Source organism: Pseudoalteromonas sp. 0802 (genome assembly GCF_013350085.1).
Lineage (GTDB): Bacteria > Pseudomonadota > Gammaproteobacteria > Enterobacterales > Alteromonadaceae > Pseudoalteromonas.
The window spans coordinates 41,428-54,929 of the sequence record NZ_JABVXE010000016.1; the positions used below are offsets into that span (position 1 = coordinate 41,428).

A 13,502-nucleotide genomic window follows, 5' to 3' on the forward strand; every position below is an offset into this window, starting at 1 on the left:
GTTTTACTCGATTTCAGGCAACAAAAAACGCTGCAATTGCAGCGTTTTTTGTTAGAGAAGAATAAGGCTTAAAGACCTAATACTTCTTTACCTTGTTTGAAAGTAACATCAACAGGGATGTTAGCTTGGCTTAGTTTTTCTAAGTCTTTAGCTAGTTCAGCTTTGATGTCGCCATGAGTTGCGATTAGCTGATCAACTTTTTGGTAATCACCGTCACCTTGAATAGTAAGGATTAGGTTAGATAGTTTCTCCATTGCTTGGCTCATTTTCTCCATGTTAACGCTGTATAAGCCGTCAGCATTTTTAGAGAATGCACCTTCTTCAGCGAAGAAGTTAAAGCGGATCATGTTCGCTTTACCGTGTGCGCTTGATGCACCAAAACGCACTGAGCGGAAGATACCAGCCATAAAGGTAATGTAGTAATCTTCTAACGTACCGTCAGTGATCTCGCCTTTCTTAAGTAATTGCTCAACCATGTAAAGACCTAAGATATCCGCTTTACCTTCTTCAAGGGCACTTGCATGCTCTTGCAATGATTGGCGAACAGTTCCTTTACCAGTAATGGTGTTTTTAATACCTAAACCGTGCGCTACTTCGTGGAACATAGTGTTTGCGAAGAAAGCATCAAAGGTAATGTGTTTACGCTGCTCAGGAACAATTAGCTGCTCTGAAATTGGCACTAAGATTTTATCGAATTTAGCGCGCATTGCGTTTTTAAGCTGTAAACGACGAGTGCCTTTTTCTAGCTGAACTTGTTCATCATTTGGCAGGTTGATAGCAATTGTTTTACTACCTGCATTTGAGTGGCCTGCGTAATAAACAACATCATAAGCATTTAGGTCAGCATCAGAGCCTGGGACTTCTTGCTTGTATTTTTCGTCTACAGGTAAACCTTTTTGTAGCTCAGGTAAGAAAGCGGCAAATTTAGCTAAACGCTCGCTCCATGCTAAATCTTTAATTAATACATAAGATTCATACGCTGCACGGTAACCAAATAATTGATCTTCATAGGTTTCGATAGGGCCAATAACCACGTCAATTGGGTTATTTTTCATATCCATCCACGCAAAATCAGATGGTTGGAAGTCATCACTTACTAGTGCGTCTGCGCGCATGCTTAGGTAGTTAGCAAATTCTTTATCATCAGCCAATTTACTTGCTTCGCGTAATAAATTAGCTGCTTTTTCTAGCTCTTGTGCGTACTCAACCGAGTAAGCCACGCTATAAAGAAGGCCTTTTTCATCGCGCTTGATCACTGAGTAAAGACCGGTTTTGTCATCAACGATTGCGTTGTTTAATTCTTCTTTTGTGATATCGCTCGGGTAAAATTCAGCGCCTAAAGGCTTTTCTTCATAGCCTGACAAGAATACTTGGTCACCGTTTAAGCGATCCCAAGGGCCGTAGTTGATATCTGCAAACTTCTGAACTTTTTCATCATTAATTTTTGCTAAGAAAGCGTCTTTGCTCTCACCAAATGCTTGGCGCCAAAATAGCTCATCCATGATTTTTGAGGCATCGATTAACTTGCCAATCATTTGCTTCTGGTTATCGCTTAAGTGGCTAAGGTCAGAAGTAAGCGTAAAGTCAGTGTAAATGTCTAAGCGGCTTTTCTCAGCATTGATAAGTTGTGGGTTGTTTTGTTCAGTAGTTTGCTTTGTTTGCTCTGCAGCAGGCTTAGTTTGAGAAGTGGTAGCTTGCTGGTCAGAACATGCACCAAGGAAAACAGCACCTGATAAGATAAGTGCTTGGCTAATTTTATTTAATGTCATTTTTTTGCCCGTTAAAAAAGTGAGAGTCATTGCTTAGAAAACAAAAAGTCTATGCATTAAAGCAAACCTGACATATATATGGCAAGTTTACAGCACTAGAAGCAATATTTATTAGGGCGTGTTGACCTTTGTGGATTAAAATTTGTTCACTCTAGGGGCGATTTAATCGCGGCGCGAGATTTGTAACCTAGTGGGCTAAGTAAAAATCGAGCAAAGCTACCGCGTCCTGCTCACGCCCCTTACCTACATCCATGTAGGTAACAAAGAGTTAATCGCCCCTAGGAAGAACCTGAAGGGCAGCGCGTGTTTGGCATTGATGCTGCGTTATCGCCTATTTATGTGGAACAACCACACTACATAGGCTCTGCCTTGCCTAAATACCAAACACACTGCTGCAAAATTAATCACAAAAGGTCAACACGCCCTAGTTAGTTAAAAAATATAAAAAATAGATAATTTCTGTGAATTTCTTAACTTTAGCGCTAAGTTAGACAATACTAAAACTATAACTAATCTAATAATGTCAGTCATTAGTCTGTCTTTGTTTAGGCGGGCTAACCCAAGAGGATGGCACACATATGTCAACAGAAAATGCATTACTGACCATATTGGTCGACAGAATAAATAATGACACTTTAGTGTTACCTACCTTACCAGAAGTTGCAGTGAAGGTAAGGCAAGCCGCGGATAACCCCGAGGTAAACTTGATGGATATGGCAGATGTCATCTCTCATGATCCGGCATTATCAGCACGAATGATCAAAGTCGCCAACAGTGCATTTATGGGGCGCTCAGTTAAAGTTACAAATCTACACCAAGCTGTAACACGAATTGGTCTACGTCAAATTAAGAACATTGCAACTGCAATGGCAATGGAGCAGCTGTTTGTATCGCATAATGAGCTTATCAAAGGCTATATGGACAAGGCATGGCAGAAAACCCTCAAAGTAGCATGTCACTCAATTACCTTGATGGACTTCTTCTTACGCAGAAATAAGCATACATCATTGAATCGCGACACAATTACCTTAGCGGCATTGGTTTATAACATTGGCGTACTGCCCATTTTAACAGAAGCTGAAAAGCACCCCGAGGTGTTCGCAAACCCAAGTTTCCTTGCTCATGCCATTCAAAAGCTGGGTGGTAAAGTAGGTGGCGCAATTATGCGTGCTTGGGGCTTTACTGATGAGTTTGTAGAAGTAGCTGAAAGCTGGGCAAATCCAAACTATCGTCCAGAGCATATTTGCTATGTTGATTTTATTCGTATTGGCGCGATTTTAGAAGGCATCTTACAGGTGTCTGATAAGTCTGCGGCATTGCAAACTTACATGGACAAAGGCGTGATTGAATCACTAGATATGTTCAGTGACGATGAATATAACGATATGCTTAATGAAGTAAAAGCAATTTTTACTGAATAACTTTAACAAAAAGCGCGACTTAGTCGCGCTTTTAAATTAATTAACTCTCAGATTAATTTTATAAATCTTCTGCGTCGCCTAAGCCTTGAGTCAGCTCTTCTAGCAATTGCTTAATTTCTTCTGACGCTAGGATAAAGTCAGCATCAAGTTTGACCGCCATATCTTCTTTTGGGATGTCGGCGTTTTCTTCTTTTAATGTTTCTGAGTAGCTTAAACGCTTAATTGAACCATCGTTTTGTAGCATGAACTTAACGCGTTCTTGCCAATCAAGAGCCAGCTTAGTTACGCGCTTACCATTCTCTAAGTGTGACTTTACTTCGTCGCATGATAAGTCATGGCCTTTTAATTTAACCTGAGCGCCACTGTCATCGGCTTCTTCAAGCTCTGCATCATTACCGATAGAAAAGCCTTCAGGGGTACTGAAATTAGTTAACCAGTCAGTTAAAAATACATCTAAATCGTAATTCGCAAATGCAGGTACGACAGGTAACGTGCCAAGTGATTTACGTAATAGGGCTAAAAGCTCTTCTGCTTTATTAAAGCTTGCGCTGTTAACCACAACCCAGCCATTCTTTTGATCAATAAACGCAAACTGTAGGCTCGATTTTTTGAATGCTTGAGGTAGTAAAGTGTGCAGAATATTTTCTTTTAGTTCGTCTTTTTCTTTTTTCTTTACTGGGCGGTTTTCTTCAGCTTCGATTTGCTCTACTTTCTCTGCAACCAATTCGTTGATAACGGCAGCTGGCAGTACTTTTTCTTCACGTTTAGCACATACTAAAATGCTGTCTTGAGAGAAATGAGATAGGGTTTGACCATGTTTACCAAAGGCTTTTGTCCAACCGAAAGTTGAAAGCTCTTGGCCTGTACATGAGCGGAACAAGTCTTGTTCTAGGGCTTTGTCGAAGTCTTCTTGAGAGTATGAAACGTCTTGTTTAAAACGGTAACAGATAAGGTTACTAAACCACATAATTAGGCTAATCCTTTCAATAAATTTGCCCAATCATAGCAATAAAAAACTGATGCCGAAATGAATCATTTCGGCATCAGCGTTAATTGCTTATGAGTTAAACATTGAAAGTGGCTTTGGCATGTTTTTCGGAAAACTAATATGGTAGTGCAAGCCTTTACCGACTTCGCTTGATACCTCAATATCGCCACTCAGGGTTTGCTTAACAAGGTTAAAAGTAATATGTGTGCCCAAGCCACTGCCGCCTTGGTCGCGCTTGGTTGTAAAGAATGGGTCGAATAGCTTTTCTAACTGCTCTTTTGATACGCCATTACCATTGTCTTTAAAGTCGATAACGACTTCGTCATCTTCTTCTTTGATCACAATATCAATGATGCCACTTTCAATCCCTTCGAAACCATGAATGAGTGAGTTCATAATCAAGTTTGTAAAAATTTGACTAATCGCACCCGCAGGCAGGTTAAGTGTTAAATCATCAGGGCAATCTAAATTAATATGATGCGATGTTTTCTTAAGCTTTGGATGGAGTGAGCGGATCACTTCACCTAAATACTCTTTAAAATTAATGGTACGTACTGCTTCACTGGCTTGGTCTACTGCAATTTGCTTAAAGCTTGCAACCAGCTCTGAAGCTCGGTCTAGGTTACTAGTCAGTAGGCTAGTACTTTGTTTGGCGTCATTAATAAACTCTTCAAGCGCTTTTGGCGATAGGGTTTTTTCTTTATATGCCGCTTCAATTTGGTCCAAGCGTTCTTGTAAAAATGACGTTGCAGTAACACCAATCCCAATAGGAGTGTTTACATCATGAGTAATACCCGCCACTAAGCCACCTAAAGCAGCCATTTTTTCTGAGCCAACTAAGCGTTCTTGCGCCATATTTAGTTCATCAAGGTAGCGTTGTAACTCAGTTTGCTTGGTTATGAGTTCTTGTTCAGTTTGTTTACGTAAATCAATTTCTTCAGTTAGTGTCAGCTTTTGTTTTTCAAGCTCGTATTTTTGTTGCTGCAAGTCCATCATCGCTTGGCTTAGGTTTGATGTTTTGCGCGCTACTTCTTGCTCTAACTGTAAGTTATGTTGGTCGAGCTTTTCGTTGCTTATCAAAAGCTCTTTTTGCGTATGTTCGAGCTCTTCACGGTAAAGTACCACCTTATCAATTAAGCGGTTGAAAGACTCTTCCATTACTTTTAATTCGTTGTGTTCAACAGTTTTGATCTCGATATGGCGGCCTTCTAGGTCGTTTAGTTCAAGATCTTCAATTTGTTCTGTGAATTGTGCCAATGGCTCGGTTAAGCGCTTTCTAAATGCAAGTAAGAAAAGAATGATCAAAAAGGTGGTTTTGATCATTGCATTACCAATTAAAAAGTAGATAGAAATCATGATGCGGCTAAAGACCACTTCACGACTTGAGAACAGGGTTACATCACCTACTTGGGTTGTTTTACCCGAAAATTCAAAAATGAGTGGGAATGTGTAACCGAATAAGCCTGATGGCGTATCTTCGATAATCGCTTCTTCTTGCACTAACTGTTGACTGTATAGCTCGTGAATATCTAACGAGCGACCTAACTGAGAGAGTACCTCGCCGCTATCATCACGCACAATAATACCCTCGATCATAGGGATTGCCAGTAAGCCCTCAGCCGTGGTGATGGTTTGTTTATCGTTCAGTTCCCAAATAGCGCGGGTTAAACTACGGCTAAATGTTTTTTGTAAAGTCGTTAACTCGTCGCGAATATAATCTTTGGTATTAACGTACTCAGCAATAACTTGTCCACAGGTCACTACAAAAGTAAGTAAAAAGTAGACTGAGAGTACATTTGTTAATAATTCTTTGGACAGGCTTTTTTGTAGCATGGAATATCCATAGCTCCTTGGTGACAATTGTAATACATTCAGCTAGTTCTAAAGTTAGCTAATAAATGGTTAAAAAGAAATAAATATATCCTTTTTTACTGGAACATTTCTAAATTGTTAGTAAATTTTGAAAAAACTTGCCCTTACTGCGCTTGAAAAAGTGTGTTATAAATTTATTCCATCTTTAATTTAGCCTTTTTTGATGTTGTATTTGCTACAGCGAAGATTTTTATTTCATGAATAATCCTAATTTTTCAGTACTGGTCTGTGATGATTCAAATATTGCCCGAAAGCAGGTAGTACGCTGTTTAGGGGATTGCTTGGATGCAGATGTTCAACAAGCCACTAATGGCCGCGAAGCTCTTGCCTTATTGCGCGAGCAAAACTTTGATCTATTGTGCTTAGATTTAACCATGCCAGAATTGGATGGTGTTGCAGTGCTCGAAACAATCAAAGCAGAGAAAATAGAGTGCTTTGTTATAGTGATTTCGGCTGATATTCAGGCTGAAATGAAACAAAGAGTAGTAAAATTGGGTGCTATTGACTTCATTGATAAACCGATAGATCTTGTGCGACTAAAAGCAACTTTGCATAAATTTGGTATTCACTAATCTTTTATATAACACAAACGCATAATTTATCTTTTCTTTAAGGGTTGACAGGCTGGCTATATTTAAGGCAGTCTACAGGCTATGAAAACATTTAATCACGCAACGACCATTATTATTACAACCATCATCCTTACGGGATAGTGGCATAGGTCGGTGCAACAAAATTATAGGCCTGTGTTCACTAGAACACAGGCCTTTTTCGTTTATGGAATGAGGAAACATAAATAATGCGAGTATTAAAATTTGGTGGGTCGTCCTTGGCCGACTACGCATGTTTGCAACAGGTAGCTCAGTTAGTCAAAGAAGAATTACGCGATGAAATGTTGTTAGTGCTGTCAGCGCCGGGTGGCATGACAGATTCATTAGTAGCATTAGCAAGCGCTGCTGAGCAGGGGCAAGATTTTAGTGAGTTATGGCAAGCTTTGGTTGCACGCTGTGAACAACTAAAAGCTGCTGTTGAAGCTGACTTTGGTCAGACAGCAAATTGGCCTGATCTGAGCGAGCTTAAGAATAAACTAGATGGTGTTGCACTTTTAAAGTGTTGCCCAGACCAAGTACGTGCTTATGCAATCAGTTTTGGTGAGCGCGTAAGTGTTGCCTTGATGGAGTGTATGCTTAAAGACAGTAATGCTCGTTATTTAGAAGCGACAGATTGTATAGCTTCAGTGGGTGGCTACATTGATGCTGAAGCTGACTTGAATGCAAGTAAGTTACGTTTTCAAGCAGCATTAAAAGCGGCACCGAGCACAATTTATATCATGCCGGGTTTCACTGCTGCCAATGAGCAAGGTGAGCTAACAACACTTGGTCGTAATGGTTCAGATTACTCAGCAGCTATTGCAGCAGCATGCCTAGAAGCTGATGTATGCCAGATCTGGACTGATGTTGACGGTGTTTACAATGCTGACCCGCGTTATATCAAAAAAGCATCTAAGGTTGATTCGTTATCTTATAAAGAAGCAATGGAGCTTTCTTACTTTGGTGCGAAAGTATTGCACCCGAAAACGATTTTACCTTGTGCCAAAGCAGGCGTGCCGTGCGAGATCAAAAATACTCATAACCCACGTGCAGAAGGTTCAGTGATCAGTAACGACAGTGTGTCGAACGATCCAGTTAAAGCGTTATCAAGTTTACAAAACCTCGCTATGTTAACGGTGTCTGGCCCAGGCATGAAAGGTAAAGTTGGCATGGCGTCAAAAGTATTTAATGCACTGGCGCACGACAATGTTTCAATTGTACTAATCACTCAATCTTCGTGTGAATTTAGCATCAGTTTCTGTGTGCATGAGAGTGACCTATCTCTTGCTTTAGAAGCATTACAAACTGCTTTCGAATTAGAATCACAAGCCGGTTTAATCGAACCAGTACAAGTACAGCGTAACCTTGCGATTGTTACTCTAGTTGGCGATAACATGCGTGCGCACAAAGGTTTAGCGGCTAAGTTCTTTGCTTCATTAGCTCAAGCGCAGGTTAACATTGTTGCTATTGCACAAGATTCGACTGAAAGCGCCATTTCAGCGGTTATCGACGGTGAACTGTGCAACGACGCAGTAAAAGTGTGCCATGAGAACTTCTTTACTCACATTCCTTCAATCGATGTGTTTTTGCTTGGCTGTGGCTTAGTGGGCCAAGAACTTATCCAGCAGTTAAAGCGTCAGCAAGCATGGCTTGAAAAACGTAACATCAAGCTGAACTTGTACGGTGTTGCTAACTCAAGACAGCTTTATCTAGATAGTGAAGGTATTGCTTTTGATGGCTGGCAAGACAAACTAGCCGAGTCAGAGCAGGCATTTGATTTAAATCTGGTTGAGCAATTTGTTAAACAAAACCATTTAATTAACCCTGTGATTGTAGATTGTAGCTCAGCCGATAAGCTTGCTGCGCAATATGTTGATTTCTTGAATGCCGGTTTCCATGTGGTTGCGGCAAACAAAAAAGCCAATACTAGCTCGTATGCTTACTACCAAGATTTAGTAGCAGCAACACAAAAGAATAACCGTAAGTTTTTATACGAAACAAACGTAGGTGCAGGCCTGCCGGTTCTTGATAACTTGAAATCATTATTTGGTGCCGGTGATGAGCTTATTAAGTTCAGCGGTATCTTATCGGGTTCATTATCGTATATGTTTGGTGCACTGCAAGATGGTTTATCACTTAGCGAAGCAACATTAAAAGCAAAAGAAAGTGGATTTACAGAACCAGATCCGCGTGATGATTTATCAGGCACTGATGTTGCCCGAAAACTACTGATCATTGCTCGTGAGTCGGGTCTTGAGTTAGAACTTAGCGATATTGAAGTTGAATCAGTTTTACCAAAAGGGTTTGCAGAAGATGATTCTGTAGCAGATTTCATGGCAAAACTACCATCTCTTGATGCACAGTTTAACGACCGCATTCAAAGCGCTGCAAGTGAAGGTAAAGTACTTCGTTATGTGGGCACTATTGAAAACGGTCAATGTAAAGTAGGCATTGAAGCCGTAGATAGTAGCCATGCTCTTTACGATATCCGTGACGGTGAAAATGCATTGGCAATCTTAAGTCAATATTATCAACCACGTCCGTTTGTGATTCGTGGTTATGGCGCAGGTGCTGAAGTAACGGCTGCAGGCGTATTTGCTGATATCTTAAAAACGTTAACACGTTAGGAGCTGGTCATGATCCGTGTATATGCACCCGCTTCAATCGGGAATTTTGCTGTCGGCTTTGATGCGCTAGGTGCCGCGCTGGCACCTATCGATGGTACGTTATTAGGTGATGTTGTAGAGGTGAGTGCCGCTGAGCAAGATACTTTTGTATGCTCAGGCGACTATGCCCATAAACTGCCTGCTAATGCTGAAGAAAACTTGGCTTATCAATGTTTAATTCATTTTAAAGAACACGTTGCGCCGGCTATGCCAGCGGTAAAACTTGAGCTTAAAAAGAACCTACCAATTGGCTCAGGTTTAGGTTCAAGTGCTTGTTCTGTGGTGGCAGCATTTGCTGCCCTTGATAAATTTGCCGAAACCAACTTATCTCAAGAGCAACTTATCGAGTTGATGGCTGATTTTGAAGCCATTGTTAGTGGCGGCCGTCATTACGATAACATCACACCCTGTTATTTAGGTGGTTTGCAATTAACTGGTGAACTGATTCCGAACAAGTCAATTTCGTTACCCGTTGATAATCAATGGTATTACGTAGCGGCTTTTCCAGGTTTTTCACTGAATACTGCAAAAGCGCGTTCGGTATTGCCAACGCAATTATCAATGCACGACAGTGTTGAGTTTGCACAGCGACTGTCTGCATTTAGCAGCTTACTGCTTACTGGTCGCTTTGATGCTGCGTTATCAATTATGACAGATGAAATCGCTGAGCCACATCGCGCACCATTAATCCAAGGTTTTGCAGAAGCTAAAAGTGCCTTGCCAGAGCTTGGCGCAGAGATTGTCAGTATTTCTGGTGCTGGCCCAACATTATTTACCGTGTGTAAGAGTCTTGAAGCTGCTCAAAAGTGTGCAGCTTGGCTGAATGATAATTACGTAAATGAACAAGGTTTCAGCCATATCTGTAAACTTGATCAGCTTGGCACACGACAGCTTTAAAGATTTTAAGGAATAAACATGCAATTACATAATTTAAAAGATGAAACACAACAGGTGTCGTTTGTAGAAGCGGTAAAAACGGGGTTAGGGCGTAACCAAGGGGTGTTCTTCCCTGAAAGCCTAACGCCAATTCAAGACATTGATGCGTTACTTGATTTAGACTTTGTTAGCCGAAGCAGTAAGATTTTATCGCACCTAATTGGCGATGAACTACCTGCCGATACCGTTGCACAGATGGTACAAAATGCATTTAACTTTGATGTGAAATTGGTTGAAGTAGAAAAAGATATTTATTGCTTAGAGCTATTTCATGGCCCAACGCTTGCGTTTAAAGACTTTGGCGGCCGTTTTATGGCTGAGTGTCTTGCACAATTTAACCAAGGCGAAAAAGTCACTATTTTAACAGCAACATCAGGCGACACAGGGGCTGCAGTTGCTCATGCATTTTATAATAAGCCAAATATCGATGTCGTGATTTTATACCCGAAAGGTAAAATTTCACTAGCGCAGCAAAAGCTATTTACAACGTTAGGCAATAACATTCATTGCTATGCTGTTGATGGTAGCTTTGATGATTGCCAAAGCATGGTAAAGCAAGCTTTCTTAGACGATGAAGTTAAACAAAAGCTAGGTCTAAATTCTGCTAATTCAATCAACATCAGTCGTTTAGTTGCACAGGTTTGCTATTACTTTGAAGCCATTGCTCAATTACCTAAAGAGCAGCGTAGTAAAGCGCATATCTCAGTACCAAGTGGTAACTTTGGTAATGTGTGCGCTGCGATGATCGGTGCTGTGCTTGGTATGCCAGTAGCGAAACTAAGTGCTACAACTAACCAAAACGACACTGTGCCACGTTTCTTACAAAGCAAAGAGTGGGCACCGAATGACACGCTTGAATCGTTATCGAACGCTATGGATGTGAGTAAACCGAATAACTGGCCACGTGTTCAGTTTATGTTGGATAACAAATGGTTTAGCTATGATGACTTTTATTCAAGCTGTGTTGGTGAAGAAGAAACAAAAGAGGTGATGAAAAAAATTCATCAAACGGGTTACATCGCAGAGCCTCATACTGCAATTGCTTATCAAGGCTTGAAAGAAAATCTAGCAGATGGCAGTGCAGGTATCTTTTTAGCGACTGCACACCCAGCTAAATTTAAAGACAGTGTAGAAGAAATTTTAGACATCGAACTGCCTATGCCAAAACCGCTCGCTGATGCGCTAGCAAATGAGTGTTTGGCTGAAGATATTAAGTTTGATTATCAATTGCTTCGAACTGAGCTGTTAAATAAATTAGCATAACCTTGATTATAGAGCGGCTAAGCCGCTCTTTTTTATGCTGTCTTTTAATAAAGCCCTCAATGAAGTAACGAATGGCTATGACGGTTTAAAATCCGCATGCTTAGAATGACCCCTGCCGAGATACACAGCAAAATACTGATCACCGAAACGAGTTCATTTTGCGTCCATTGCATCAAGGTGAATGCCGAAATAAAAATGATAAAAGGTTTAAATTCATAGTAATAGCGACGTTTTCTTTGCTTGACTCGCTGGCTTGAATGATCGGTTCTTCTGGCTTCAGAACGCATCCGCCAAATGTTAGCACCTAATAAAAATAAGATTACACCGATTAATGTAGGCACATAATTATTGGCTAATGTGATACAACTGATGCCGAGAAAAAAGTATCCGTAGGGGACTAATTCGTATATTGGTTTAGCTAACATGTACTTATACCATCCTTGATATTGACTAGTTATATAAGCTTAGTTTGCCCTAATAAAAACGCAATTTAACAGAGCGATTTTTTGTTTAAGTGACATTTTAAATATCTATGAAATATTTTAAATTTATAAATTTTTGTTATGTATCAATAAAAAAATATCATTATTAAAACACTGTGAAATAAATTCAATCCCTGTTTAAATATGTTCATCTTTACAAGATAGGCAAAAGTGCGTTTTAAGCGTACAATACAGCCTTTAAAAAACACCATACACGTTGCCTTAGGAGACCCCATGTTAGAACGTAGCATGAATATTTCGGATTTCGATCCAGAGTTATTTGCAGCCATCAATAAAGAGACGGCTCGTCAAGAAGAGCACATCGAACTGATCGCGTCTGAAAACTACTGTAGCCCACGCGTACTTGAAGCGCAGGGTTCTCAGCTTACCAACAAATATGCTGAAGGTTACCCAGGCAAACGTTACTATGGCGGTTGTGAGCATGTTGACGTTGTTGAGCAACTAGCTATTGACCGTGCAAACGAATTATTCGGCACAGATTACGCTAACGTTCAACCACATGCGGGTTCACAAGCAAACGCAGCTGTTTTCCAAGCACTTCTTCAGCCACACGATACAGTACTAGGTATGAGCTTAGCTCATGGTGGTCACTTAACTCACGGTTCACACGTTAACTTTTCTGGTAAAACGTACAATGCAATTCAATACGGCCTAAACGACGAAACAGGCGAAATTGATTACGCTCAAGTTGAAGCACTTGCATTAGAGCACAAGCCAAAAATGATCATCGCTGGTTTCTCTGCATACTCAGGCGTTGTTGACTGGGCTAAATTCCGTGAAATCGCTGATAAAGTAGGTGCATACTTATTCGTAGATATGGCTCACGTTGCTGGTCTTATCGCGGCTGGTGTATACCCAAGCCCAATCCCTCACGCACACGTTGTTACAACAACAACTCACAAAACATTAGCAGGTCCTCGTGGCGGTCTAATCGTTTCTGCATGTGGTGATGAAGAGATCTACAAAAAGCTAAACAGCGCTGTTTTCCCTGGCGGTCAAGGTGGTCCTTTATGTCACATCATCGCTGCTAAAGCGGTTGCTTTCAAAGAAGCATTACAACCAGAATTCAAAGCGTACCAAGCACAAGTTGTTAAGAACGCACAAGCAATGGTTGAAGTACTGCAAGAGCGTGGCTATAAAGTTGTTTCTGGTAAAACAGACAACCACTTATTCCTTCTTGACCTAATCGATAAAGATATCACAGGTAAAGATGCTGACGCTGCACTAGGTAACGCAAACATCACTGTAAACAAAAACTCAGTACCAAACGACCCACGTTCACCGTTTGTAACGTCTGGTCTTCGTATTGGTTCTCCGGCTATTACTCGCCGTGGTTTCAAAGAAGCTGAGTCAAAAGAGCTTGCTGGCTGGATCTGTGACGTACTAGACAACATCAACGATGAGTCTGTACAAGCAGAAGTAAAAGAGAAAGTTAAAGCTATCTGTAAAAAATTACCAGTTTACGCTTAATTACTGGTTAAACCGTAATTAAGA

At 40.6% G+C, this 13,502-nt stretch carries 10 protein-coding genes; 6 read left to right on the forward strand and 4 right to left on the reverse strand.

The features are described from left to right. Positions 1 to 68 precede the first annotated feature (68 nt). Entirely contained in the window at positions 69 to 1,769 is a 1,701-nt protein-coding gene (locus HUS61_RS17250) for a dipeptidyl-peptidase 3 family protein (RefSeq protein ID WP_062566085.1), read from the reverse strand. Between the two features lie 578 nt (positions 1,770 to 2,347). Here HUS61_RS17250 and HUS61_RS17255 point away from each other — a divergent pair. After that, positions 2,348 to 3,190 carry an HDOD domain-containing protein gene (locus HUS61_RS17255; RefSeq protein ID WP_062566084.1) on the forward strand — a complete coding sequence of 281 codons (843 nt, stop codon included), beginning with the start codon at positions 2,348 to 2,350 and terminating at the stop codon, positions 3,188 to 3,190. A 58-nt stretch (positions 3,191 to 3,248) separates the two neighbouring features. On the opposite strand, the gene rdgC is transcribed toward HUS61_RS17255, so the two are convergent. Both rdgC and HUS61_RS17265 read right to left on the reverse strand, forming a co-directional pair. Further along, positions 3,249 to 4,157 carry a recombination-associated protein RdgC gene (rdgC, locus tag HUS61_RS17260; protein WP_054552583.1) on the reverse strand — a complete coding sequence of 303 codons (909 nt, stop codon included), beginning with the start codon at positions 4,155 to 4,157 and terminating at the stop codon, positions 3,249 to 3,251. Between the two features lie 90 nt (positions 4,158 to 4,247). After that, complete coding sequence (locus HUS61_RS17265) at positions 4,248 to 6,011, reverse strand: sensor histidine kinase (protein WP_054562670.1); 1,764 nt, start codon at positions 6,009 to 6,011, stop codon at positions 4,248 to 4,250. A gap of 236 nt (positions 6,012 to 6,247) precedes the next feature. Between HUS61_RS17265 and HUS61_RS17270 the strand changes: the two genes are divergently transcribed. From HUS61_RS17270 to thrC, 4 genes are all read left to right on the forward strand, one after another. Continuing rightward, the gene (locus HUS61_RS17270; RefSeq protein WP_054562669.1) at positions 6,248 to 6,622 is read left to right on the forward strand and encodes a response regulator; all 375 of its coding nucleotides are present in this window, start codon (positions 6,248 to 6,250) and stop codon (positions 6,620 to 6,622) included. A gap of 227 nt (positions 6,623 to 6,849) precedes the next feature. Next, positions 6,850 to 9,267: a bifunctional aspartate kinase/homoserine dehydrogenase I gene (gene thrA, locus HUS61_RS17275; protein WP_175080274.1), complete on the forward strand. Its 2,418-nt coding sequence runs from the start codon at positions 6,850 to 6,852 to the stop codon at positions 9,265 to 9,267. A gap of 9 nt (positions 9,268 to 9,276) precedes the next feature. Then, positions 9,277 to 10,203: a homoserine kinase gene (gene thrB, locus HUS61_RS17280; protein WP_058586208.1), complete on the forward strand. Its 927-nt coding sequence runs from the start codon at positions 9,277 to 9,279 to the stop codon at positions 10,201 to 10,203. Between the two features lie 18 nt (positions 10,204 to 10,221). After that, a complete protein-coding gene (thrC, locus tag HUS61_RS17285; RefSeq protein ID WP_062566081.1) occupies positions 10,222 to 11,505 on the forward strand; it encodes a threonine synthase in 1,284 nt (427 codons plus the stop codon). A gap of 56 nt (positions 11,506 to 11,561) precedes the next feature. Here thrC and HUS61_RS17290 read toward each other — a convergent pair whose 3' ends face one another. Next, positions 11,562 to 11,930, reverse strand: coding sequence for a hypothetical protein (locus tag HUS61_RS17290; RefSeq protein WP_130166844.1), 369 nt, complete (start codon positions 11,928 to 11,930; stop codon positions 11,562 to 11,564). A gap of 291 nt (positions 11,931 to 12,221) precedes the next feature. On the opposite strand from HUS61_RS17290, the gene glyA reads away from it, so the two are divergent. Beyond that, positions 12,222 to 13,478, forward strand: coding sequence for a serine hydroxymethyltransferase (gene glyA, locus HUS61_RS17295; protein WP_054562665.1), 1,257 nt, complete (start codon positions 12,222 to 12,224; stop codon positions 13,476 to 13,478). The last annotated feature ends 24 nt before the right edge of the window (positions 13,479 to 13,502 follow it).

Bases quoted from the DNA above. Each gene is read 5' to 3' on its own strand.
- rdgC (WP_054552583.1), bottom strand. From the start codon at position 4,157: ATGTGGTTTAGTAACCTTATCTGTTACCGTTTTAAACAAGACGTTTCA.
- HUS61_RS17270 (WP_054562669.1), top strand. From the start codon at position 6,248: ATGAATAATCCTAATTTTTCAGTACTGGTCTGTGATGATTCAAATATT.
- thrB (WP_058586208.1), top strand. From the start codon at position 9,277: ATGATCCGTGTATATGCACCCGCTTCAATCGGGAATTTTGCTGTCGGC.
- thrA (WP_175080274.1), top strand. From the start codon at position 6,850: ATGCGAGTATTAAAATTTGGTGGGTCGTCCTTGGCCGACTACGCATGT.
- thrC (WP_062566081.1), top strand. From the start codon at position 10,222: ATGCAATTACATAATTTAAAAGATGAAACACAACAGGTGTCGTTTGTA.
- HUS61_RS17255 (WP_062566084.1), top strand. From the start codon at position 2,348: ATGTCAACAGAAAATGCATTACTGACCATATTGGTCGACAGAATAAAT.
- HUS61_RS17290 (WP_130166844.1), bottom strand. From the start codon at position 11,930: ATGTTAGCTAAACCAATATACGAATTAGTCCCCTACGGATACTTTTTT.
- HUS61_RS17265 (WP_054562670.1), bottom strand. From the start codon at position 6,011: ATGCTACAAAAAAGCCTGTCCAAAGAATTATTAACAAATGTACTCTCA.
- HUS61_RS17250 (WP_062566085.1), bottom strand. From the start codon at position 1,769: ATGACATTAAATAAAATTAGCCAAGCACTTATCTTATCAGGTGCTGTT.
- glyA (WP_054562665.1), top strand. From the start codon at position 12,222: ATGTTAGAACGTAGCATGAATATTTCGGATTTCGATCCAGAGTTATTT.